This window comes from Coprococcus sp. HCN-4056 (assembly GCF_037892645.1).
GTDB classification, from domain to species: Bacteria; Bacillota; Clostridia; order Lachnospirales; family Lachnospiraceae; genus Coprococcus; species Coprococcus ammoniilyticus.
Genome location: NZ_JBBKBL010000004.1, coordinates 52,782 through 79,040 on the forward strand (window position 1 = coordinate 52,782; position 26,259 = coordinate 79,040).

Below are 26,259 nucleotides of genomic sequence, written 5' to 3' on the forward strand. Positions count from 1 at the left end.
GAATTTGGTGTTATTTCTTATTTCTTAATAATTAATACATTGTACATAAATTGACTATTCCAGTAATATGGATTTTCAACAGATGTAAATACCAATTCACAACCATGCTTTTGTGAAAACATTTCAAACATGGATTTTGAAATAAATAACTTATCAAGATTTTTATATTTTTCATCATAATTCTGTATTTTAGCTCTTCTATACTGCATGCAGGCATCTTCCAGCTCTTTATCAAATATCTCTGTGATCAGCACAGCCTTATGCGCTTTTTCATACATCTTCTCCAGAACATCAGATACATAGGCTTCATCTGGAAAATATGCAAATACAGAATCAGCCATCACAACATCAAATTTTTCATCTGTTGAAATATGGTCCGCTTCCATACATGCTATCTCCGCTTCTTTTAATACAATTTTTGCAATATCTGTACTCTGTCTGGAATAATCAATTCCGCCAATCTTTTTATTCTGCCTGGAAAATAAATATAAGGTCGCTCCTGCGCCGCATCCTACTTCATAAATGCTGTTCCACGGACCAATATGTGTATTTAAAAGTGCACATTCTTCTTCCCAGCTTTTATAAAATGCATTATAATATGCATCCGCTGAATCTCCCAGATCCACATCAAATCCATCAATTCGTTTCAGCTCCCGCCAGATTGCTTTAGGATCTTCAAGCGACTGCAAAAAACATTCATCCGCTTCTCTTCTATTCCAGATTGCTTTCCAGTTATTCAATATATTCACCTCCAAATTTTTCCAACAATTCAATCAGATGCAGATTCTCTTCATCCGTCCGAACTGCAAGTCTGATCATTTCCTTTTGGTTATTTAATTTCTCATTCAGCACTTTGATCAAAATATTATTTTCCAGTAAAAATGATGCAAGTTTCCTGCTTTTCACTCCATCTGAAAGTTCACACATAACATAATTTGCTTGCGATGGATATACCTTCATATATGGGAGTTTTTCCAGCTCTTTCATGAAAATCTCACGGGACTTTCTAAGACGATCCAGTGACAGTCTGTAATCCTCCTTGTACTTTTCTATGATCTGTAAAAAGAATTCTGCATAAGAATTAATATTCCAGATTGGCAGTTTGCGCTGGATCTGATCAAGTTTTTCACTGTTTCTTCCAGCTAATATTCCCAGTCTGCAGCCCGGAACCCCATATGATTTTGAAATACTTTTTATTACATAAAACTCATCATACAGTTCCAGATACGAATCAGCTATACAAGATTCTGCCTCATCCGAAAAATCCGAAAAACTCTCATCTAATATAAGACATATCTTTTTCTTCTTACACCAATGGATCAATTCATATATTTCTCTGGAATCAATATAATTCCCACTAGGATTATCCGGATTTATCAGCACAAGCATTTGAATATGCTTCTGTTCAAAATAATCCTGAATGTCCTGTCCAGAATATGAAAAATCCATTTTTCTGGTATCCATAATAACTCTTTGTTCCTGCTTACAGCAATTTATATATTCCTCAAATGTCGGAGTCACAAAACCTATTTTTCCATTCGTTTCCTGCATCATTTCACGAATTAATTCCGCTGCTCCATTACCAACTATAATTTTCTTATCTGATATGCCAAACAGTTTGCCTGCCAATAACCGTATCACTCTTGCACCAGAGGGATACTGCATGATCAGCCGGTCACTGTTGGCACGGATTTCTTCCAACATGTGTTCTGTTGGGAAATACGGATTTACAAGATAGCAATAATCGACCAATTTAGGATATCTCCAAAAGCCACCATATCTGGCAGTTATTTTTTTATACTGTTCCTCTGTATTATCTGTAAACAGGCTTTCTGCAATATCCAGATCCTGAATATCATCAATCTCATACCAGCGCTGACCGTTAAGCCGTCTGGCCTGCAACTCTTTCGTGTCAAGCATTGCGATCAAGCGGATAACAGACTCATAATATTCATTATTTCCCATTGCCATTGCATACGCCTTTAGAAAAGGCACATATGTATACTTGGAAAAATGCCTGCTGAATTTATATATATTCACTGTCTTATAGTATTGATCCGCATTTACAAAATGAAGATTTTTTTTTGCGACCATATCCACAATACAGTCATTCTCATCCAAAAGCATACATGTACCATCCATCCAGCTTTCAAACCGATCAACAAGTGCAAGGTTCTCTCTTGGATCACATAATATCAGATCTATTACCGTTTCATCAAAAATCAGATCTGATTCCAGCAAGAGGGTGTCTTCTTCCTCCAGAAAAGTGGCCGTTAAAGACAGGGAATAAATATTATTTGTTTTATCATATATTGGATTTTCCACAAATATGATCGGTGTATGTATTGTTAATGACACAATATATTCCTTTAATGTCTCTTCCTGATACCCTGTCACTATAACGATCCTTGACAGGTCTTTTCTGTCAAGGATCTTCAGCATTCTTTCAATCAGAGATATTCCATTTACTTCAACCATACATTTAGTCTTATTCTTTGTAATATTCTTTAATCGTTTCCCCATTCCTGCTGCTAATATTATACCCTGCATTCTCCTACCCCTCTCTATTCCATAAGCCGTTTCATAATATATTTTCCACTTAATATCCGGCTCTTTCCGATATTAAAAATATGTTTCTCTCTGGCATCCGCAATCTGCTTTCTATACATGTCCTTTTGCTTTAACATATCTGTAGATATTTCAAGTATATTATCAATATCATTTACAGATATCGCCTTCCCAAGCACATTTCGCAATGTCACATTAATTGGCTTCTGCTCAATCTTATCATATTCAGGATTCATGATTTTCATTGGCGTATCAATAAACAGCACTGGTTTCAATGTTGTAAATGCATATTCAAATGATATATCTGACCAGTCTGTTATCAGCAGATCAGCATCCATAACCGTACTGTTAGAAGAAAAGTCCGTCTGTATAGTTATATTATCATCCTTTGCATATCGCTCCTGCATTTCCACAAACCGTTCCATCTGATGTCTCACCTGCTGCGGATGCGGCCGTACAATGACCTCATATGGTGTATTCTTATATTTATCTAATATCTGCTCAATACACAGATCAATAATATTTTCCGGCTGCCACGATGGTGCGATCAGTATTTTTTTCTTTTCATTTTCTTTTCTGTTTTCAATCTGATACTGCTCGATCATCTGATCCAATAACGCATATCCTGTCTCAACCAGAGTTTTAGGCTGTGTCACATACAGCGCTTCCATTTGCTGTATTTCACGTACCGAATCGATTCCTACACAAAAAACCGTGTCATAATAATCTAATGCACCTTTCCGTAATGTAAGTGCATTACTTCCCATCCCATGTGCTACATAAATATATTCAATATCTGATCTTACCTTGGAACGCTTGATATGATATTTTTCCAGATCTGGCATCGTCATCAGACAGATATCACAATCCAATTTCATAAACAAAGGAATCAGATACTTGTCCTGTGCTATATAATATGCCCGGACTGCCGACTGCTCCTGCTTCAGGATCGGATCCTCCGGATCACTGGTAACATAATCCATTTTATAATCAGACCGTTCAGCCAGATACTCTATGATCGGCTGATAATATTTATAAAAGCCCCGGCCCTCTGCATAAAATACAATTCTCTTTTCAGTCTTCTCAAACCGATGATAATCCTGTTTCTCTGTTCTCCCATACTTTTTTCGTATCTTTTCTTTTTCCTCTGCTGTTTCATTCAAGATCCGTATGTAATCCATATCAATATATTTTTCAGGCGGCATCACAATATTTACCAGATACATGGAAGGAATTGCGAACAAATTTCCAAAGATCCAATATACCCCGACTCCAGCCGGAACAAGGAACGCAAAATATGTGGAAAATGCTATCATAAATACCGTCATTCCTATTTTATTCCATTTTCCGGCATATAACTGCAGCACATTTATTTTATTTTGAACAACACACATGAGCCATGCGCTCACACCCGATAAAACAGGAATCAAAACCAGTTTATTATGTAATGATAATTGTGGTTTCTCTGATAAATTAAATCCGATAAAATTCATATCAAAATCTGATATCTTTTCTATCAGTCCCATAAGGTTTTCAGGCACACCGCTAATACCATTCTGTATTTCATGGATCATTGTCAACTGGTAAGAATTATCCTGCAATGTCCATCCAAGCCCCTCAAACCATTTTTGCAGCATAGCGATATCGGGATCCTGCATCCGCAGGATATATGAAAGCGGGCAATACATAACACCCACCAATCCAAGAACGATCAGAATCTGGATCAGCAGTGGTATCATATCCAGTAATGGATGATATTGCATTTTTTTATATAATTCCAGTTGTGCATCTGCATACCGATCTTTATCATCCACATATTTTACTTTTAAAGCATCAAGTTCCGGACGCATCTGTGCCATTTTTATCGAATTTTTCTGTGTAATCAATGAAATAGGAAATAATACAAATTTTGTAAAAATCGTAAACACAATAATTGACAATCCATAATTATTTACAAAAACATAGCACCATCTCATTATGATCCCGAAAAAATCCGAAACATAATTAATTATCTGATTCACTTCTATTCCTCATCATCTAACAAATCATCTGCAGTAACAATTTTCTTTTCTTCATTTCTTGTCTTTTTTACGGGCTGTTCTTCTGTTTTTCCTTTTTTTAATGCTCTTTTTATTTTACTGAATGCAATTCCTGCTACCGCACCTGCTGCGATCACTACTCCGGCAATTATCTGGATCAGATAACTTGTCGTCGCCGGATCAATATATAATTTCATTGTTGGAAATTCCTGTACTAATAAATTCATTTCATTAAACATCATACTATCTCCTTTTCTTGTTTTTTAATACCAGAAATCGATCAACGGTATCTTCTGCTTCGGTTTTGCACCTGCATATTTCCTTAATTCATCCTTGTCTCCCTGATATGTATACTTATACAAACAAGCATAATTTGCTGAATCATTTTTCAGAAGATCGGATATATTTTCCTTGTACTGTCGTATATATACACTTCTTGACCGATTTTCATCCGCTTCATAATCATAAATGGTTTTATCTTTGCTTTCACCTGTAATAAGCTTCATGATCGTTGGCATAAACTCTTCCGCACTTACCGGAGAACTGCAAACTGCAAGCCTGTCATTCTTTTTATAGGGTTCTTTGATAAAGAAAATAGGCTGAATACCATCTACCGTCATGATTTTTCCATGATCTGCCGTTATTATGATCGTTGAATTATCATAAACTCCCATATTTTTCAATTCATCAAGAAAAACGTACACATCATTTAGATTATCGTAAGCCGCTTCTGGCAGATTTTTTCCCTTTCCATCCCCATAATCATGCATTCCGCTAAAATGGTAAATTGCAAATGTTCCAGAACTGCTGTTATATTCTAGTCCCTGTGTCTGTAATTTTAAATAAAAATCATCATCCAGGTCCGGCGAATCTTCCCCTCCGCCGGAAGAACTGACCGCACCATCAAAATCACTGGTAACAACTAAAGAAAATCTCTTTAATGCCAGCGGCAATACTTTATACATTGCCCCCTTTATAATATTTTTCCGGACTGCGTGGTAATCGACTAAGATCTCACCATCTGCATTTTCCTGTACATTATCATAATATTCATATAGATTCTTTGCATTAAGAAAACTAACTGTTGCTTTATCCGTATATATATTACAAGAATACTGTTGTTCTTTTAGTGTATTATAAAATTCGACAGCCTTTTCTGAATGAAATGCTTCTTTAGAATATTCCCGACAAGGAATCGTATTATCAAATTCCTGTCCCGTTAACAGATAATTCATTGCCAGCGCTGTTCCGTCATATTTGCTGTCATAATTATCATAATATGTAAAATCATGCAGCGGCTCTAACGCATCCGGATATTGCTCTGTCATTTCGTCAATAAAATCATTGCTGTATGTATCAAGAACAAATACAAAAATATTTTTTTCTTCCGATACTGTATATTCATTTTTGCCTGAAACATAGTAATTTGTAATCTCTGCTTCTGAAGTATTCCTATAACCTCCGGATTTTATAACCAGATATACAGTTGCCGATATCTGAATACATAATAAACACACTGCTACATATTTCAAAATACTAAAGAATTTATTTTTAAATTTTGCAAACAAAATAACCGGAACTACAATACAGATTCCCCATACAATTCCGGTCATGATCATCTTGCCGGAATAATCACTCCATTTAATTGCATAAGCATCCGTAATACCAAGGTCACGATCAAATATCATAACCTGAATATAGGAAGCTACCGCTAATCCCCATAAACAACAACTGATAATCTTTGTTACATTCGTTTTCAATAAACTGACCAGAACAGATATGATAACGGATAAGAAAAAAGACTGCACGATCATACTACCCCAGAAATCAGATAAGTTAAATTCCAAGGTCTTTCGATTGGTATAATAAAATTCCAGTGTATTCTCTATAAATACCCAAAACATCAACAAAAACAGGGAAAGGAAGATATTAAAAAATCTTTTTATAATTCTTTTATATCGAACAACCTGTACTTTTCGGTTTTCTGCTGTTTCTGTAAACAGCCAGTATAACATTCCCGGATTTTTATCAACTGCTCCAAAGGTAAACAAACATAATAAAACAAGCCAGATGATCAATAATAAAGCAAACAGCCAATTTGAAAAATATTGAAAATCATCTGATCTTGCAACGATCATACATATAATAAAGGCAAAGAAGCCTGCAATATTCTGAAGCATATGCATTTCCCAAATGGATTCCCGCAGCTTTTTCATCACCATAAAGAAAGCATTTACCAGATATGACATAATAAAGAATCCCCCGCTGATCCCCCATTCGCCATTTGGAAGATATAACAGGATCAACATTCCCCAAAACATAAACGAACTCATCACTTGTTCATGCCAGTTCTTCAGCACTTTAATTACCCGATTATCTCTTCCAATATGATTGAAAAGGAATGGTAATCCTATTTGAAGAATAACCATGAAAAGAACAATTAGCAGATACAGTATTTTTACACGGCATTTACCAACAAGCACATAGTAAAACAATCCAGTCACATCATACAAATATAAAAAATACGAAAATAACATACATGGATTATTTTCCTTTCTTTTCCATATATAACGAAACACTGTAAGAAAAATAACACATATAATAAACCAGACCCCCAGCATTTTATCCTCCTCATACAAATCTTGCATTATGTTATGAAAGAAAAGAGGCTCTTTTTGTATATTCTAAAAGAACCTCCTTTTTTCAACTTATTGCTTTATGAACATTTATTTCTTTGTGATATATCCCTGTGCTTTTAATAACTCTGCGCAAAGGACAGCACCACCTGCTGCACCTCTGACTGTATTATGGGATAAACCAACAAACTTCCAGTCATATACAGTGTCTTCACGAAGACGACCAACGCTGATTCCCATACCATGTTCAAAGTCAACATCCATTGATACCTGTGGACGATTGTCTTCTTCCAGATACTGGATGAACTGCTTTGGTGCGCTTGGAAGCTCAAGCTCCTGAGGAACGCCCTTATATGATACCAACTTTTCGATCAACTGTTCCTTTGTAGGATTCTTCTTGAACTTAACAAATACAGCTGCTGTATGTCCGTTTAATACAGGAACACGGATACACTGACATGTGATAACCGGTGTTGTTGCAGGAACGATCACTCCATCCTCGATCTTACCCCAGATACGAAGTGGTTCCTTCTCTGACTTTTCTTCTTCTCCACCGATATATGGAATGATATTTCCAACCATTTCCGGCCAGTCCTTAAAGGTCTTACCTGCACCTGAGATTGCCTGATATGTGGTAGCAACCACCTCATATGGCTCAAACTCTTTCCATGCTGTAAGAACCGGTGCATAAGACTGGATGGAGCAGTTTGGTTTTACTGCTACAAAGCCTCTGGTTGTTCCTAGTCTCTTCTTCTGGAAATCAATGACCTTCATATGCTCCGGATTGATCTCAGGTACTACCATAGGAACATCCGGTGTCCAGCGATGTGCTGAGTTGTTGGATACTACAGGAGTCTCTGTCTTTGCATATGCTTCTTCAATCGCCTTGATCTCTTCCTTTGACATATCAACTGCACTGAATACAAAATCTACAGTTGCAGCAACCTGTTCTACTTCATTTACATTATGAACGATGAGCTTCTTAACGCCCTCCGGCATCGGAGTATCCATCTTCCATCTATCGCCGACTGCCTCTTCATATGTCTTTCCGGCACTTCTTGGGCTTGCAGCCACTGTTACAACCTCAAACCATGGATGATTCTCTAATAATGCTATAAATCTCTGTCCTACCATACCGGTAGCACCAAGAATACCAACTTTCAGTTTATCACTCATTTTTACTAATCTCCTAATCTTTTTTTCTTAGATCGCGCGAACCTTGATAACACCATCAATTGCAAGCAACGCATTGATATCGTCTTCTGTAGGAACCTTATCAATGTCAAGGATTGAGTATGCATATTCACCCTTTGCCTGACTGATCATTCCCGATACATTTCCGCCCTGCTTTGCAAATACGCCTGTAAACTGTGTCAGCATGTTAGGAATATTCTTATGGCAGATTGTAACTCTGGCAGTATCACCACATACGCCCATATTTACATTTGGATAATTTACGGAGTTCTTGATATTACCATTCTCCATAAAGTCTGTGATTTCTTTACATGCCATGATCGCACAGTTATCTTCAGATTCTTCTGTAGAGGCACCAAGATGTGGTAATGCAATTACATTTTCTGTACCTGCGATTGCCGGATTAGGGAAATCTGTTACATATTTTGCTACCTTGCCGCTTGCAAGTGCTGCCTTGATATCTTCATCATTTACAAGAACATCTCTTGCAAAGTTCAGGATTCTGACACCATCCTTCATCATGGCAAATGCATCTGCGTTCAACATTCCCTTTGTTGCAGGAAGTGCTGGAACATGGATTGTGATATAATCACATTCCTTATAGATATCTTCTACATTTGTAATATGTTTGATGTATTTGGATAAGCCCCATGCTGCATCAACGGATACAAACGGATCATAACCATATACTTCCATTCCAAGTCTGACTGCGATATTTGCTACCTTGGCACCAATCGCACCAAGACCGATAACGCCGAGCTTCTTGCCGGCGATCTCATTACCTGCATACTGCTTTTTCTGCTTCTCAACTGCTTTTGCAAGGTTCTCGTCAGAAGCATTGTCCTTTACCCAGTTGTATCCGCCCATCAGATCACGGGAAGCAAGAAGCAGACCTGCTACAACCAGTTCCTTAACACCATTTGCATTTGCACCTGGAGTATTGAATACTACAACGCCCTTTTCTGCGCATTTATCAAGTGGAATATTATTTACGCCTGCACCTGCTCTTGCAACACACAGGAGTTTGTCTGAAAGTTCCAGATCATGCATGGATGCACTTCTTACCAGGACCGCATCTGCGTCTGCATAATTATCCGTTATTTCATATGTATCCGGTAACAGCTCCATGCCACATGCAGCGATCGGATTTAAACAATTCACTTTAACTGCCATTTTTTATTTAACTCTCCTTTATATCCGCCTCCGCATGCAATCCCAAAGGACTGCATGCAGAATGCTCTTATTATGAATTCTTCTCTTCGAAATCCTTCATGAATTCTACTAACTTCTCAACACCTTCGATCGGCATTGCATTGTAGATTGATGCTCTCATGCCGCCAACCGTTCTGTGTCCCTTCAGATTTACAAAACCAGCTTCTGTTGCAGCCTTTACGAACTTGGCATCTAATTCTTCATCACCTGTAACAAATGGAACATTCATTAAAGAACGATCCTCTTTTACTACAGTTCCCTTAAACATCTTGGAGCTGTCTAAGAAATTGTAAAGGATTGCTGCCTTCTTCTCATTGTGCTCCTTCATAGCTGCAAGACCACCCATCTCTTTTACCCATTTGAATACCTTGCCACAAATATAGATACCGTAGCATGGTGGTGTATTGTAAAGAGAATCTGCATCTGCCTGTGTCTTATACTTTAACATGGTTGGTGTAAATGGCATAACGTCATCACGGATCAGATCTTCACGGATGATCGCAACTACTACACCGGCCGGACCTACGTTCTTCTGTACGCCAAAGTAGATCATACCATAGTCAGATACATTGACCGGCTGAGACAGAATGTCGGATGACATATCTGCTACCAGAATCTTACCCTTTGTATTTGGAAGCTTGTGATATGTAGTTCCATAGATTGTATTGTTGTGACAGATATATACATAATCTGCATCCTCATCAATCGGAAGATCAGAACAATCCGGGATATAGGAGAATGTCTTATCTGCTGATGAAGCAACAGCATTTACCTTTCCATATTTTTTAGCTTCTTCGTACGCTTTCTTTGCCCACTGACCTGTGATGATGTAATCCGCTACACCATTCTTCATAAGGTTCATAGGTATCGCAGCGAACTGCTGGGAAGCACCGCCCTGTAAGAATAATACTTTGTAATTATCAGGGATTTCCATGATATCTCGAAGATCCTGTTCTGCCTCTTTGATGATCGTATCGAATGCTTTCGATCGATGACTCATCTCCATAACACTCATGCCTGTTCCTCTGTAGTCAAGCATTTCTTCTGCTGCTTCTCTTAATACAGATTCAGGAAGCATGGATGGACCTGCTGAAAAGTTAAATACTCTTGCCATTTTTTATCTCCTTCTTTTTTATTATTGTTATTTTTAATTATCAAGATCTTTGTCTGTGAAACAGGTGTCGATTGCAGCACCCGGAGCTACCATAGGCCATACCTTATCATCGGAATCGATCATAACATCCAGTACGGTCGGACCATCTGCTGTCAATGCCTTCTTAAACTCTGTTTCAAACTCTTCGATCGATGTGATCTTACTTGCATTTGCCCCAAGTGCTTTTGATACTGCTACAAAATCAACAGAATCATCTAATACTGTATTCGAATACCGCTGTCCGTAGAACAGATTCTGCCACTGTCTTACCATTCCGAGAACGTGATTATTTAATACCACCTGAATGATAGGTACTTTATAACGGGCTGCTGTCGCAATCTCGTTCATATTCATACGGAAGCATCCGTCTCCTGCGATATTTACTACAGTCTTATCCGGTCTGCCATATTTTGCGCCGATAGCTGCACCGACACCGTATCCCATAGTACCAAGTCCGCCTGATGAAAGGAAAGTTCTTGGCTCCTTATAAGTGTAATTCTGTGCCGCCCACATCTGGTGCTGACCTACATCAGTAGTGATTATAGCATTTCCTTCGGTAATTTCATAGATTTTTTTGATAGTTGCCGGTCCATTTAAGTGATCCATGTCGTATGTGACCGGATTTTTCTCTGTTAAATCCTTGATTTCTGCCATCCAGGAACGATTTGACTGAGTTGGAAGTTTACTGTTTAATATCGTCAGAACTTCTTTAGCATCACCCACAATGCTTGCATTTGCCGGAATATTCTTATCAATCTCGGCTGCATCGATATCAATATGAATGATCTTTGCATTTGGTGCGAACTTGGAAGCATTTCCAATGACACGGTCGGAGAAACGTGCTCCTACCACGATCACAAGGTCGGATCTGGATACTCCAAGATTCGATACCTTGGTTCCGTGCATTCCGATCATGCCGGTATAACGCTCGCTTGTACCATCATATGCGCCCTTTCCCATAAGTGTATCACATACAGGTGCATCTACCTTCTCGGCAAATTCTTTTAATTCTTCGGAAGCTCCTGAAATGATCACTCCGCCGCCTGCCATGATATATGGTCTTCTGGATACTTTGATCATCTCGATCACTTTATTTATATCTTCTTCCCGGATTGTATCTGTCTTACGCTCGATCACTGCCGGTTCTTCATATGTATACTCTGCCTCTGCAGCCGTAACATCCTTTGTAATATCAACAAGGACAGGACCTGGTCTTCCACTCTTTGCGATCTTAAATGCACGTCGGATCGTCGGTGCCAGATCTTCTACATTTTTTACGATAAAGCTATGCTTTGTGATCGGCATTACAACACCTGCAATGTCGATCTCCTGAAAGCTGTCCTTACCAAGCATATTTACTCCGACATTTGCGGTGATCGCAACCATCGGAACGGAATCCATATATGCAGTCGCAATTCCCGTTACAAGGTTTGTTGCACCAGGACCGGATGTAGCCATACAGACACCGACCTTACCTGTTGCTCTTGCATATCCGTCAGCGGCATGTGCTGCCCCCTGCTCATGTGATGTAAGTACATGCGTGATCTCTTCCTGATGCTTATATAAAGCATCATAGACATTTAAGATTGCGCCCCCCGGATACCCGAACACAATATCAACACCCTGTTCTTTTAAACATTCAATTACTATCTCAGAACCTGATATCTTCTTTGCCATTTTCCTTTTGCTCCTTTAATACTCTCTACTTATCAGCCTTTGGTACCTCTAAGATCGCTCCACGATTTCCTGATGTTACCATAGCGGCATATCTTGCAAGATAACCGGTTGTTACCTTCGGTGTTCTTGGCTTCCATGCAGCCTTTCTCTGTGCAAGCACATCATCCGGTACATCTAACGTGATCGTAGTATTGTTAATATCGATCTTGATGATATCTCCCTCTTCTACGAGTGCGATCGGACCACCAACTGCTGCTTCCGGTGAAACATGTCCGATGGATGCACCACGGCTGGCTCCTGAGAATCTTCCGTCTGTGATCAGGGCTACTGATGATCCAAGTCCCATACCTGCGATCGCTGATGTTGGATTTAACATCTCACGCATACCAGGGCCTCCTTTCGGTCCTTCATAACGAATAACAACGACATCACCGGGTACGATCTTACCGCCCTTGATCGCTGCAATCGCATCTTCTTCACAGTCAAATACTCTTGCAGGTCCTTCATGCACCATCATCTCAGGTACAACAGCGGAACGCTTTACAACAGAACCGTCCGGTGCAAGATTTCCCTTTAATACTGCAAGACCACCGGTCTTACTATATGGATTATCCAGTGTACGGATAACTTCCGGATTCTTATTTGCTACGCCGTCAACAGCTTCACCGATCGTCTTACCGGTTACTGTCATACAGTCTTCATTTAACAGACCTGCGGATTTTAATTCATTCATAACAGCGTATACGCCACCGGCTTCATTCAGATCTTCCATATAAGTAGGACCTGCAGGAGCCAGATGACATAAGTTTGGTGTCTTGGCACTGATCTCATTTGCATAAGAAATATCAAAGTCAAACCCGATCTCATGTGCGATAGCCGGAATATGAAGCATGGAGTTGGTAGAACATCCAAGCGCCATATCAACGGTTAATGCATTGATGATCGCTTCTTTTGTAATGATATCTCTTGGTCTGATATTCTTTCTGTACATATCCATAACAGCCATACCTGCATGCTTTGCAAGCTTCAGACGCTCAGAATACACCGCAGGTATCGTTCCGTTTCCAGGAAGTCCCATACCAAGTGCTTCTGTTAAGCAGTTCATGGAATTCGCTGTATACATACCGGAACAGGAACCGCAGGTAGGACATGCCTTACATTCAAATTCATTTACATCTTCTGCTGTCATGGTTCCTGCCGAATAAGAACCAACAGCCTCAAACATACTGGAAAGACTGGTCTTATGACCTTTTACATGACCTGCAAGCATTGGACCACCGGATACAAATACGGTAGGTACATTTACTCTTGCTGCAGCCATTAACAGACCAGGTACATTCTTATCACAGTTCGGGATCATAACCAGTGCATCAAACTGATGTGCAGTTGCCATTGCTTCTGTAGAATCAGCGATCAGATCTCTGGTTACTAATGAATATTTCATACCGATATGTCCCATAGCGATACCATCACAGACTGCAATTGCCGGGAACATGACAGGTGTACCACCAGCCATAGCAACTCCCATCTTAACTGCCTGTGCGATCTTATCCAGATTCATATGTCCCGGAACGATCTCATTGTAAGAACATACAATACCTACCAGCGGACGTTCCATTTCTTCCTTTGTCATACCGAGTGCATTAAACAGGGAACGATGTGGTGCCTGCTGCATTCCGACTTTTACATTATCACTCTTCATCTCTATACTCTCCTTTATTTTATGCGTTCTGCAATTAAATCTCCCATTTCAGAACAGCTTACCGGTGTCATTCCTTCCGAAATGATATCACATGTTCTGTAACCATCTACCAGTACCTGTTTTACAGCCTGCTCTACTGCATCTGCTTCCTTATCCAAGTCAAATGTGAAGCGAAGCATCATAGCTGCCGACAGGATCGTTGCGATAGGATTGGCCTTGTTCTGTCCTGCAATATCCGGTGCTGATCCGCCGCTTGGCTCATACATACCAAACTTCGTCTCATTTAAGGATGCAGACGGAAGCATACCGATCGAACCTGTGATCATGGATGCCTCATCGGAAAGGATGTCACCGAACATATTCTCTGTTAATACAACATCAAACTGTGCAGGATCCTTTACAAGCTGCATTGCGCAGTTATCAACTAACATATGCTCGTAGCTTACTTCCGGATAATCCTTTGCCACTTCTTCTACGATCTTTCTCCATAATCTGGAAGAATCCAGAACATTTGCCTTATCTACAGATGTAACTTTCTTTCTTCTCTTCATTGCAATATCAAAACCCTTGATTGCAATACGACGGATCTCGTTCTCATTATATACAAGGTTATCATGTGCAGTTAACACACCATCGATCTCCTCTGTACTTCTTGCTCCAAAATACAGGCCACCTGTCAGTTCACGCATGATCATCATGTCAAATCCACGATCTGCGATCTCTTCCTTTAACGGACAGGCACTCTTTAACTCCTCATAAAGATTTGCCGGTCTTAAGTTTGCAAATAATCCAAGCTCCTTACGGATCTTAAGAAGTCCTGCTTCCGGTCTTAAATTTGGAGGAAGCTTATACCATGGCGAGGTAGAAGTATTTCCACCAATGGAGCCTAACAATACGGCATCCTTTGATTTTGCCACTGCTACTGCCTCATCTGTAAGCGGCACTCCGGTTGCGTCGATCGAGCATCCACCCATCAGGATCTGCTCATAATCAAATGTATGACCATATACTTCACCGACTTTATCCAGAACCTTCATTGCTTCTGTTACGATCTCAGGGCCAATACCGTCACCCTTGATCACTGCTAAATTACATTTCATCTTTTATTCCTGCCTTTCTTTACCAAGTAATGCAACCTCGCCTTTCGGCTCGGTTTGTGCTGCGCACTATACATTTGAATAACTCCTATGCTGTATGCAAGCAAGCTTGCATAGCATAGAGTTATTGGCATATGCCTTTTCTTTACCAAGTAATGCAACCTCGCCTTTCGGCTCGGTTTGTGCTGCGCACTATACATTTGAATAACTCCTATGCTGTATGCAAGCAAGCTTGCATAGCATAGAGTTATTCAAATGTGCATTACTTGTTGTTAATGTAGTTAATCAGACCTTCATTCTTAATGATCTCCTGCATGAATGGAGGAAATGCCTGCCCCTTATACCGGGTATCCTTTGTCTTATCGTAGATGATACCACTGTCAAAATCGATCTCTACTTCATCACCGTCCTCGATACCTTCTGCTGCTTCCGGGCACTCAATGATCGGAAGTCCGATATTGATCGAGTTACGATAGAAAATTCTTGCAAATGTATCTGCGATAACACAGCTTACACCGGATGCTTTAATCGCGATCGGTGCATGCTCTCTGGAGGAACCACAGCCAAAGTTCTTCTTTGCCACAATGATATCTCCTGCTTTTACGTTGTTTACAAATTCCTTATCTATGTCTTCCATACAGTGTTTTGCAAGCTCCGCAGGATCTGATGAATTCAGATATCTTGCAGGGATAATAACATCTGTATCTACGTTGTCACCATATTTGTGTACTGTACCATATGCTTTCATTCTGCGTACCCTCCTTAATTATAATCCAAGTTCTTCCGGACTGCTGATCTTGCCTGTGATCGCTGATGCTGCTGCAACAGCCGGGCTTGCCAGATATACTTCTGAATCAACATGACCCATACGTCCTACAAAGTTACGGTTGGTTGTGGATACGGCTTTTTCTCCTGCTGCCATAACACCCATATGTCCACCAAGACATGGTCCACAGGTAGGAGTGGAAACTACAGCGCCTGCCTTTACAAATATCGTCATGAGTCCTTCTTCGATACACTGTAAGTATACTTCCTGTGTTCCGGGGATCACGATGACACGAACACCCTGTGCTACCTGTCTGCCCTTGATGATATCTGCTGCAATACGCATATCGGAAATACGTCCATTTGTACAGGATCCGATCACAACCTGATCGATCTTGATATCGCCAACTTCATCAATTGTCTTTGTATTCTCCGGCAGATGTGGAAATGCAACTGTTGGACGAAGTGTAGAAAGATCAATCGTATACTCTTCATCATAAACTGCATCTGCATCTGCTTCATACTTCTTGTAAGCCTTTGTGGAATGTTCCTTCATATATGCTTCTGTTAATTCATCCACCGGGAAGATTCCGTTCTTGGCACCTGCTTCGATTGCCATATTTGCGATAGTAAAACGATCATCCATGGTCAGGTTCTTAATACCGTCACCAACAAATTCCATAGATTTGTATAATGCGCCGTCTACACCGATCATACCAATGATGTGAAGGATAACATCCTTACCGCTGACCCAAGGTGCTTTCTCTCCTACAATATTAAACTTGATCGCAGATGGTACCTTAAACCATGCTTTGCCTGTCACCATACCGGCTGCCATATCAGTACTTCCAACACCGGTTGAAAATGCACCAAGTGCACCATATGTACATGTATGAGAATCTGCACCGATACAGGTCTCGCCTGCAACGATCAGTCCCTGCTCCGGTAACAGAGCGTGCTCAATACCCATAGAACCTACATCAAAGAAATTCTTGATCTGGTTCTCTGCCGAGAATTCTCTGACACATTTACAATGCTCTGCACTCTTAATATCCTTATTCGGTGTAAAGTGATCCATTACAAGTGCAATCTTATTCTTATCAAATACTTCTTTCTTATTGAATTTGTCCATCTCATGAATTGCTACAGGTGTTGTAACATCATTTCCAAGTACAAGGTCCAAATCTGCCTCAATCAACTGTCCGGCTTCCACGCTGTCAAGTCCTGCATGTGCAGCTAAAATCTTCTGAGTCATTGTCATACCCATGTGCTTTGTCCTCCTGATCCTAAATCTTATTTTGTAAATAACTGTCGCTATTTCACGCATTTTGTTATTGAATATTTTTATTGATTTTACCACACCGGCTGGTATAATTACAATATATAATAGTAATACATTGTATAACTTGTATTTATATATTGGAGGGACGTCATGATCAATAATCTGAATTATTATAATGTGTTTTACACAGTTGCTAAGACCGGCAGCATCAGCCGTGCCGCAAACCAGCTTTATATCAGCCAGCCCGCAGTCAGCAAGGCGATCAGCAATCTGGAAGAAAGCATAGGGATTGCACTCTTTGTCCGCAATTCCAGGGGCGTTGCCCTGACCGAAGAGGGGACGATCCTGTATGACTATATCGAACGCGCGCTGGATAACATTGTAAAGGGAGAAGAAAGTCTGAAAAAATACAACGAACTTGGGATTGGTCATATCCGTATCGGTGTCAGCACCTCTCTCTGCAAGCATATCCTTTTGGACTACTTGAAACCCTTCATCAAAGATAACCCGAATATCAAGGTCAGCATCGACTGCCACTCTACCAAAAATACGATCCGGCTCTTAAAAAATGAAGAAATCGACATCGGTCTGATCTGCGAAACGGAACTACCTAAAAATATCACTTATTCCCATGTACGCTCCATCCATGATATTTTCGTGGCAAATAGTGATTATATCGATAATTTTCCATACCGGGAAACAGAAGCCGGTCTGGAAGCAGGCGAAGAAACCGCCGATACACAACCGGAAGCTGCCAGCTATCCGATTTTTTCCGGCTCAATCATAGGGAACCTGATCCCGCTTATGAATGTACCGCAGTCCGTTTCGGATTCTGAAGTCCTGACCGAAGATCATATCCGGGATATCTTCCGCCACTCTACACTTATGATGTTAGAGGAGGCAAATGTAACCAGAACCCATGTCGATAACTATCTGAATGAACATTCATTCCACTGTAACCAGCTTCTTGAGATCAATAACATGGATCTCCTGCTTGACTTCGCAGCGATCGGTATGGGAATCGCCAGTGTTGTCCGGGAATTCTCTGAAAGCTACCTGAAGGATGGACGTATCGTAGAAATCCCCCTTCCAACACCTATTCCAAAAAGAAGTGTCGGCTTCGCCTATCTGCAAAACCGGCACCAGTCAAAAGCGTTATGTACTTTTTTAGATTATTGTAATATTTCGTGATTTCATCACATAATGCATTCCACAAAATCAGATGTATTGTGTGTCTGTATTTTCCCGTCCACTTTTATGCTTTGTAAGGAACTGGATCACACCAAAAGCAACGATAAGCAACAGACTAAGTAGAGATATCCATTTCGATACTGTCTGCATTATGGTTTTTCCGTACCAGACACAAATCGTTCCGCTTTTCCCATTCAGTTCCAGTCTGACCAGTCCGGTATCCGGATCTTTGGAAACCGGAAGCAGTTCCTGACTGCCGGCCGGATCGGCTACAGTTGCTTCATATCCTTTGTAGTAATATTTCGGAACAACACAACTGTCATAAGTACCATTTACATCAAAGGAATAGCTTCCATCTGAATGATATTCACCTGTCTCCGTCTTCTCATTCTCTCCATACAACCATATCGTTCCACTGTTATCACTGAACACTGTCTGTCCTCTGTCCGCTTCTGATGGCAGCCATTCACAAAAGCCGATCTCATTTGTATTTGCTGGTGTCTCGATAAAGTCATATGAATAATCCATGTGCCGAAGGATCTCCACCTGCCATACGACACTCAGATTAAAGGCACCGACCAATACGCAGAGCACAAAACACAGTTTGCAGTTTTTCTCGGATAAAAGACTGTGTTTATATAATGCATATAACTGGTTTCCGATTCCAAATGCTACAAAAAATTCTGTGAACATATTCAGTCTCCATGGAAACTGCAGACTGATAAGCGGTGTTTTATCTATTAATTTCCATGGGAACAACCGTGTTTCTATGAGTAACAAACCAACTGCAAGGCAAAGGCACAGAATTGCCTTTTTATTTTTTATCTGTGACCGTAGTCCAAGCATTACCAGTAACAGGAAAATACCAAGCTCTGCAAAGGAAACTGACAGTCTTCCACTTACAATACCAAGCATCGTCATCATCTCATCCTGTGTCTCAAATGCCGGATTCGTACTGACATAAAATGTTCCATCCGCAAATTGTTCCAATACCGGAATCCAGTAAAATGCAGTCAGCAGTACACAACCTAAAATCTCAGCCAACACGCCCAAAATACGCTTTTTATCCCATACCTTTCGGATACAGAGCAGCACCCATACCACAGCGATTCCAACACATAACACGAAGCTGATCGTGTGACAGAGCAGCAAACCGGAAAATACCAGACATAACAACCCTTTTCTCCGTTCTTCCCGTTCTGTATAATCATACAATGCCAGAAATACCAGAGGAATGAATGCCATGGCGACAACTTCTCCCATTGCCGACCGTCTGTATATATCTTCCAAATGATAATGTCCCATTGTATAAAGTACCATCGTAACAAGCCCCACAAAATGGTTTTTTCCAATTACTTTTCCTGCCCGGTATGATGTATAACAGGTAAGTAACAGCAACAGGAAAATATATCCCTTCATGGCTCCTGCCGGTGACAGTCCCATAAAACGAAGCAGGATTGCAGGAAGCAGCAGGATATCCGGATAAAAGATTCCTGCTCCATAACCATACCCCTCCAGCAGTTTATCATAAATATATGCAGGGAAACCCTGTCCGGTCTTTATTGCATGATAAACACTTTCTATTCTCAGAATATGAAAAGTCATATCGTCTCCCTGCGGAAGCAGTTTCCCCATACATGGTATCATGCACAGCAGACTGACGACCAGCATTATAACCAGCCATTCCATTCGTTCTCTTCTGTTGTACCCTTTCTCTTTTAAATCCATAGTCCCCACCTCCTTTATATTTACGTCCGAACCCATGAGAAACCTTTTCCCATTTTCCGAATTACCATAGCACTTGTCAAAATCATCCACTTATATGGGCTTTGATAAATAATAAAGCCCGCATAATCCTCTCTCAGCCACCAAACGGTTATGCCTCAATCCTATCATGCGGGCTTTCATTTATGATCTATTATTCTCTTACTTGAAGTAATCTACACCACTTTCAAAGATCTTCTGGTTCTGGTCGCCATAAATATTGACTGCAACCGCACGACCGGTACGCTCTGAATGTCCCATCTTACCAAGTACACGACCATCCGGACTTGTGATACCTTCAATCGCATAGTAAGAACCATTGACATTGTAGTACTCATCCATTGTCGGGTTACCGTTCATATCAACATACTGTGTTGCAACCTGACCATTTGCAAACAGCTTCTCACACCATTCCTTACTTGCAACAAATCTTCCCTCACCATGTGAGATCGGAATTGTGTATACGCCGCCAAGATCAGCTTCCTTTAACCATGGGGACTTGTTTGTTACCACCTTGGTATAAACCATCTTGGACTGATGACGACCGATGCTGTTGATCGTCAATGTAGGTGAATCATCTGTCTGTGGACGGATCTCCCCATAAGGAACCAGTCCGAGCTTGATCAGTGCCTGGAATCCGTTACAGATACCAAGTGCAAGACCATCTCTCTGCTGTAACAGCTTCATAACCTCGTCTGCGATCTTCGAATTACGGAATGCTGTTGCGATAAACTTACCGGAACCATCCGGTTCATCACCTGCGGAGAATCCACCCGGGAACATGATGATCTGGGACTGGCTGATTGCCTTTGTAAATGCATCTACAGAATCACGAATGCCCTGTGCTGTCATGTTACGGAATACAATCGTCTCAACCTCTGCACCTGCACGTTCAAATGCCTTTGCAGAATCATATTCGCAGTTTGTACCCGGGAATACAGGAATGAATACCTTTGGCTTTGCAACCTTATTCTTTGCTGTATATACGGTCTTTGCATCAAAGAGACCGGTCTTGATCTTCTTCTGTTCTACACCGGACTCTGTAGGGAATACCTTCTCCAGTGTCTTTGTCCATGCAGCAAGTGCTTCATCCATTGTAACTGTTACATCACCATAGATAAATGCTGCGCTGTCATTTACAGTACCGATTTTCTTAACCGGAATACCAAGTGTATTTATATTCTCCGGCTTCACTTCAAGGATGATTGAACCATAATCCTTGGAAACCAGTTCTCTCTTTGTAATACAGGTATCAATATCTACACCCAGCTTATTACCAAATGCCATCTTGCTGACAGCTTCGATCATACCGCCAAATCCTACAGCATAAGCAGATTCTACCTTATCTGCGAGGATTGCCTGATGTAACAGATCGTACATGGCAAGTACATTCTGATATACCGGGATATCATTTTCATCTTTTTCTATATCAAGCTTAACAAGCACATTGCCTGCTTTCTTAAGCTCTGGTGTTACTACGTTCATGTAGCTTGCAACATCAACTGCAAAGGAAACCAGTGTCGGAGGAACATCAATATCATTGAAGGTTCCTGACATACTGTCTTTACCACCGATAGATGGAAGTCCAAGTCCGACCTGAACATCATATGCACCAAGCAAGGCTGCAAATGGCTGACCCCATCTGTATGGATCTGTTCCGAGTCTCTTGAAATACTCCTGGAAAGTCAGACGGATCTTTGATACATCACCACCGGCTGCTGCGATCTTTGCTGCAGATGTAACAACTGCATATACGGAACCATGATATGGGCTCCAGCTTGACAGATATGGATCAAATCCATAACTCATCATTGTGATCGTATCGGTCTTACCCTTCATAACAGGAAGCTTTGCGATCATTGTCTGTGTCGGTGTAAGCTGATACTTTCCACCATATGGCATCGTTACTGTGCCTGCTCCGATCGAGCTGTCGAACATCTCAACAAGACCCTTCTGTGAACATACATTCAGATCTGATAATGTGTCGATCCATGCTTTCTTTACATCTTCCGGTTCTTTTACAGAATCGAAATAATTATCTGCCTTTGCAGGAATCTCTACCTTAACATCTGTTTCCTGATGTGCGCCGTTTGTATCGAGGAATGCACGGGAGATATTTACGATCTCTTTTCCTCTCCATGTCAGAACCAGTCTTGGTTCTTCTGTTACTTCTGCTACAACAACGGCTTCCAGATTCTCTTCATCCGCATACTTAAGCATCGTATCTACATCTTTTGGATCTACTACGATAGCCATACGCTCCTGAGATTCTGAAATAGCAAGCTCTGTTCCATCCAGACCTGCATATTTCTTTGGAACCTTGTCCAGATCTACAACTAGACCAGGTGCAAGTTCTCCGATTGCTACGGATACACCGCCGGCACCAAAGTCATTACATTTCTTTATGATAGAAGCAACTTCTTCTCTTCTGAACAGTCGCTGGATCTTTCTCTCTGTTGGAGGATTACCCTTCTGTACTTCTGCACCACAGGTCTCAAGAGACTGGCTGTTATGTGCCTTGGATGATCCGGTTGCTCCACCACAACCGTCACGACCGGTACGTCCGCCGAGAAGGATGATCTTATCTCCCGGATCAGAATTCAGACGTTTTACCGCACGTCTTGGAGCTGCACCCATAACTGCTCCGATCTCCATTCTCTTTGCTACATAATCCGGATGATATATTTCATTTACAAGTCCTGTTGCAAGACCGATCTGGTTACCATATGAGCTGTAACCTGCTGCTGCGGTCGTAACGATCTTTCTCTGTGGAAGCTTTCCAGGAAGAGTATCCTTTAAAGACTTTGTAGGATCTGCTGCTCCGGTTACTCGCATAGCCTGATATACATATCCTCTACCTGACAACGGATCACGGATCGCACCACCAAGACAGGTAGCAGCACCACCAAACGGTTCGATCTCAGTTGGGTGGTTATGTGTCTCGTTCTTGAAGAATACGAGCCATTCCTCTGTCTCACCGTCTACTTCTACAGGAACGATGATACTGCAGGCATTGATCTCATCGGATACTTCCATATCGTCTAATTTGCCCGCTGCCTTTAACTGCTTCATACCCATAAGGGCTATATCCATCAGACAGATGAACTTATCATCTCTGTCCTTGTACATTTCTTTCATCTCTGCCCGGTAAGCATCAAATGTCTTCTCAAGCATATCCTTATAATCACCATCATCAAATTCAACATTTGTAAGCTCTGTTGAGAATGTGGTATGACGGCAATGATCAGACCAGTATGTATCCAGCACACGGATCTCTGTCATAGATGGATCACGCTTCTCTTCACCCTTGAAATACTTCTGGATATGAAGGAAATCCTTAAATGTCATCGCAAGTCCGAGGGAATCATATAACTCCTTTAACTTGTCCTCTGCCATATCCTTAAAGCCATCAAAGACAATAACATCGGCCGGTTCTTCATACTCGGTAACAAGTGTCTCAGGGATCTCCATACCACAGGCTCTGGAATCTACCGGGTTGATACAGTATTCCATAACTGCTTTTAACTGCTCATCCGTTACATTACCGGATAAAATATATGTTGTGGCTGTCTTTATGATAGGATCTTCATCTTCATTTAAAAGCTTAACACATTGTTCTGCTGAATCTGCTCTCTGATCGAACTGTCCCGGAAGGAACTCAACAGAAAATACCTTATCTGTATCTGCCATTGGAAGATTATCTCCCTCGTAGATCATATCGATCGGTGGCTCTGAAAATACTGTAACCAGTGCTTTTTTGTATGTTTCTTCAGACAGATTCTCAATATCGTAACGAACCAGTACTCTTACATACTCAGCATCGATATTCAGATAGTTCTTGATCTCGTCATGAAGTTCCTTTGCCTTAACTGCATAGTCAGGCTTCTTTTCAACATAAACTCTCTTAACTGTGCTCATAAAAACCTCCATTTTTATCATATGTTTTTTCCCATATTGCGGGAATTCATATTATTACAAGCGTTTCACAACGCCTATGATACCACTTTTGAAATTCATTGAATAGCTTTTTTCAGCTTTTCTTTTTAAATTGTTGCTGTTTACCGAATAAACCTCAAAACAGCCATCTTTAATTGTGCAGTCTGCGGATAAGCTTGAATACCACTGAATTCTGATAGATCATCGGTGCATTCTGCGCATAGAAAATAATTCCATCTGTCGGTGCGTAAATATCGGCTGCGATCTCTCCGGTCATCGGATTTATAACATTTGCAATAACATTTCCCCGAACCACTTCATCTCCCGGACTTACAAACCGCTTTAAAAAACCACCGGATTTATCTGACTTTACAGACAGCAGTTCCTCCTCATCAAGAACAGTCGATATATAACCTGCATGACAGTTGTACCGGATGATTCCCATTCTGGTCAGGAATCGGAGTACCGCTGAAACCGCATGTGCTGCACTCTCACTGTCAATCTTCTCCGTCACACCGGAATACACAGAAAACGCCTCTGTTCCTCCGATCTGCCAGTTATAATTTAAAGTTGCCTTATCATATGCCCTCGGTTCTGCTGTCAGAACATAAGGAAGACCAAACAGATTGGCCAGACTGGTACTCTGCTTTCCCGTCTCCATCATTCTGACATGCGGGATAAATTCTCCATCCATATAAAAGCTTGCAAACTGTATTCCATACGCATAATCTTTTACATGATCCATAACCGCTGCCGCTATCCTGCTGGTCGCCTGTCCTTCCGGATTTCCCGGAAAAGCACGGTTCACATCAGAATTATCAGAGATCCAGTATTTCTTACCGACATTAAAGGAACTGTAATTTAAGGATGGAATCAGCAGTATCTGTTTTCCCGATACGATTGCTCCTCTTGTCTCAAGTTCGCTTAATTTTTTTGACAGCAGGGAGCAGATGTATAACTGCTGGAATTCATTTCCGCGCATAGCGCCCATGATACATGCCGCCTTTTCTCCTGTTCCGAAGCTGAAGCCTTTAATGGAATATTCTCCACGATAGGCGGTGTTCATCGTATATATGATCTCTTTACGCATTATTTGTCACACCTCCAAATATTCTGGCAACCAGCGAGCCTTCCTCGATCACCGGATAAGCGCGAAGTGAGAATACCACGCCTCTTCTTGGTGACAGGATCGTCTCTTCGACAGAACCGGTCAGTACATTTACGATCTGTCCGATCACATCTCCCTTTTCGACTACGCCTGAGTGCTTTACCTTTGGTATAAAGATACCACTGCTCTCTGCATTCACAAAAGAAACATCCGTATCTCGGGCAATCTTCGGCATATGTGTATTATATGCGCAGCCATCCCAGATCCCCATATATTCCATCAATGAAAATAATCCTTCAACGATCTGATCCGCATAGTCATAATCGATCATAAGTGCAACACCTGATTCTACGACCATACTCTTTACTCCGATCTCATTTAACGAGTATGCAAGGCTTCCTTCCATAACGGTAGAGGATGGATGCACCCATACAACATCCGTATTCATTCTGGCAGCATACGGAAGAATATCATCGGCAATATCCGAATTCACCCGTACCTGTGGTAATTCTTTCAAATATACGCTGCTGGAATGCAGATCGACGCAGATATCCGAACCTTTAATATCCTGCAGCACAAGTGCCGCCGTATACTCCCCGACCGTTCCTTCTGTAGAACCCGGAAACAATGTGTTCATATCAATATCAAACACGGGAACATCTCTCACCTGTGCTTCTAAGCCCATTGGATTAATAAACGGATATATGTCCACGATTCCTTTTAATTTATCAAAATCCTTTTTGATCCGTCGGATCACCTCATAGCAGATATACTGTCCTGCCACTTCATCTCCATGTACACCGGATACAATACTTAATCTTTTTTCTTTTCCTGTGGCAAAATCGGGAGCCAGACGATTTTTCTTTACCCGCATTACCTCATCGATCAGCATATCTGCTGACGCTACTGTTTCTATCATTTCTTCTTCCTTTACA

The 26,259-nt window shown here is 41.0% G+C and carries 18 protein-coding genes; 1 reads left to right on the plus strand and 17 read right to left on the minus strand.

Going from position 1 to position 26,259, the window contains the following annotated elements; translation table 11 throughout:
* Nucleotides 1-17 precede the first annotated feature (17 nt).
* From WKT03_RS07070 to leuC, 13 genes are all read right to left on the minus strand, one after another.
* A complete protein-coding gene (locus tag WKT03_RS07070) occupies nucleotides 18-740 on the minus strand; it encodes a class I SAM-dependent methyltransferase (RefSeq protein ID WP_021944404.1) in 723 nt (240 codons plus the stop codon).
* Nucleotides 733-2,550, minus strand: coding sequence for an aminotransferase class I/II-fold pyridoxal phosphate-dependent enzyme (locus WKT03_RS07075; RefSeq protein ID WP_340391352.1), 1,818 nt, complete (start codon nucleotides 2,548-2,550; stop codon nucleotides 733-735). The genes WKT03_RS07070 and WKT03_RS07075 overlap by 8 nt, the downstream gene beginning before the upstream one ends.
* A 14-nt stretch (nucleotides 2,551-2,564) precedes the next feature.
* A complete protein-coding gene (gene yidC, locus WKT03_RS07080) occupies nucleotides 2,565-4,589 on the minus strand; it encodes a membrane protein insertase YidC (RefSeq protein ID WP_021944402.1) in 2,025 nt (674 codons plus the stop codon).
* Nucleotides 4,590-4,591: 2 nt separating this feature from the next.
* Nucleotides 4,592-4,849 carry a hypothetical protein gene (locus tag WKT03_RS07085; protein WP_021944401.1) on the minus strand — a complete coding sequence of 86 codons (258 nt, stop codon included), beginning with the start codon at nucleotides 4,847-4,849 and terminating at the stop codon, nucleotides 4,592-4,594.
* Between the two features lie 21 nt (nucleotides 4,850-4,870).
* Entirely contained in the window at nucleotides 4,871-6,928 is a 2,058-nt protein-coding gene (locus WKT03_RS07090) for a hypothetical protein (protein ID WP_147340228.1), read from the minus strand.
* 405 nt (nucleotides 6,929-7,333) lie between these two features.
* Nucleotides 7,334-8,419, minus strand: coding sequence for an aspartate-semialdehyde dehydrogenase (gene asd / locus WKT03_RS07095; RefSeq protein WP_008402908.1), 1,086 nt, complete (start codon nucleotides 8,417-8,419; stop codon nucleotides 7,334-7,336).
* Nucleotides 8,420-8,446: 27 nt separating this feature from the next.
* Nucleotides 8,447-9,610, minus strand: a complete 1,164-nt coding sequence (locus WKT03_RS07100) for a phosphoglycerate dehydrogenase (protein ID WP_021944399.1) — start codon at nucleotides 9,608-9,610, stop codon at nucleotides 8,447-8,449.
* A gap of 70 nt (nucleotides 9,611-9,680) precedes the next feature.
* Complete coding sequence (gene serC / locus WKT03_RS07105; RefSeq protein WP_008402910.1) at nucleotides 9,681-10,763, minus strand: 3-phosphoserine/phosphohydroxythreonine transaminase; 1,083 nt, start codon at nucleotides 10,761-10,763, stop codon at nucleotides 9,681-9,683.
* Between the two features lie 33 nt (nucleotides 10,764-10,796).
* Complete coding sequence (gene ilvB, locus WKT03_RS07110) at nucleotides 10,797-12,479, minus strand: biosynthetic-type acetolactate synthase large subunit (RefSeq protein WP_117785426.1); 1,683 nt, start codon at nucleotides 12,477-12,479, stop codon at nucleotides 10,797-10,799.
* Between the two features lie 25 nt (nucleotides 12,480-12,504).
* Complete coding sequence (gene ilvD / locus WKT03_RS07115) at nucleotides 12,505-14,181, minus strand: dihydroxy-acid dehydratase (protein ID WP_008402912.1); 1,677 nt, start codon at nucleotides 14,179-14,181, stop codon at nucleotides 12,505-12,507.
* A gap of 14 nt (nucleotides 14,182-14,195) precedes the next feature.
* Nucleotides 14,196-15,281, minus strand: coding sequence for a 3-isopropylmalate dehydrogenase (gene leuB, locus WKT03_RS07120; RefSeq protein ID WP_021944396.1), 1,086 nt, complete (start codon nucleotides 15,279-15,281; stop codon nucleotides 14,196-14,198).
* A 259-nt stretch (nucleotides 15,282-15,540) separates the two neighbouring features.
* Nucleotides 15,541-16,026 (minus strand): 3-isopropylmalate dehydratase small subunit, encoded by a 486-nt coding sequence (gene leuD, locus WKT03_RS07125; protein ID WP_117785428.1) that lies wholly within the window; start codon nucleotides 16,024-16,026, stop codon nucleotides 15,541-15,543.
* 18 nt (nucleotides 16,027-16,044) lie between these two features.
* Entirely contained in the window at nucleotides 16,045-17,310 is a 1,266-nt protein-coding gene (gene leuC, locus WKT03_RS07130; RefSeq protein WP_021944394.1) for a 3-isopropylmalate dehydratase large subunit, read from the minus strand.
* 165 nt (nucleotides 17,311-17,475) lie between these two features.
* Between leuC and WKT03_RS07135 the strand changes: the two genes are divergently transcribed.
* Nucleotides 17,476-18,516, plus strand: a complete 1,041-nt coding sequence (locus WKT03_RS07135) for a LysR family transcriptional regulator (protein ID WP_340391357.1) — start codon at nucleotides 17,476-17,478, stop codon at nucleotides 18,514-18,516.
* Nucleotides 18,517-18,543: 27 nt separating this feature from the next.
* Here the strand turns inward: WKT03_RS07135 and WKT03_RS07140 are convergent, their stop codons facing one another.
* The 4 genes from WKT03_RS07140 to WKT03_RS07155 form a co-directional block, all read right to left on the minus strand.
* Nucleotides 18,544-20,244, minus strand: coding sequence for a DUF6541 family protein (locus WKT03_RS07140; protein WP_340391359.1), 1,701 nt, complete (start codon nucleotides 20,242-20,244; stop codon nucleotides 18,544-18,546).
* Between the two features lie 198 nt (nucleotides 20,245-20,442).
* Nucleotides 20,443-24,198, minus strand: a complete 3,756-nt coding sequence (locus tag WKT03_RS07145; protein ID WP_340391360.1) for a phosphoribosylformylglycinamidine synthase — start codon at nucleotides 24,196-24,198, stop codon at nucleotides 20,443-20,445.
* A gap of 169 nt (nucleotides 24,199-24,367) precedes the next feature.
* Nucleotides 24,368-25,306 (minus strand): M14 family metallopeptidase, encoded by a 939-nt coding sequence (locus tag WKT03_RS07150; RefSeq protein WP_118484530.1) that lies wholly within the window; start codon nucleotides 25,304-25,306, stop codon nucleotides 24,368-24,370.
* The gene (locus WKT03_RS07155) at nucleotides 25,299-26,243 is read right to left on the minus strand and encodes a M14 family metallopeptidase (RefSeq protein WP_117785519.1); all 945 of its coding nucleotides are present in this window, start codon (nucleotides 26,241-26,243) and stop codon (nucleotides 25,299-25,301) included. Before WKT03_RS07155 ends, WKT03_RS07150 begins: the two co-directional genes overlap by 8 nt.
* Nucleotides 26,244-26,259 lie beyond the last annotated feature (16 nt).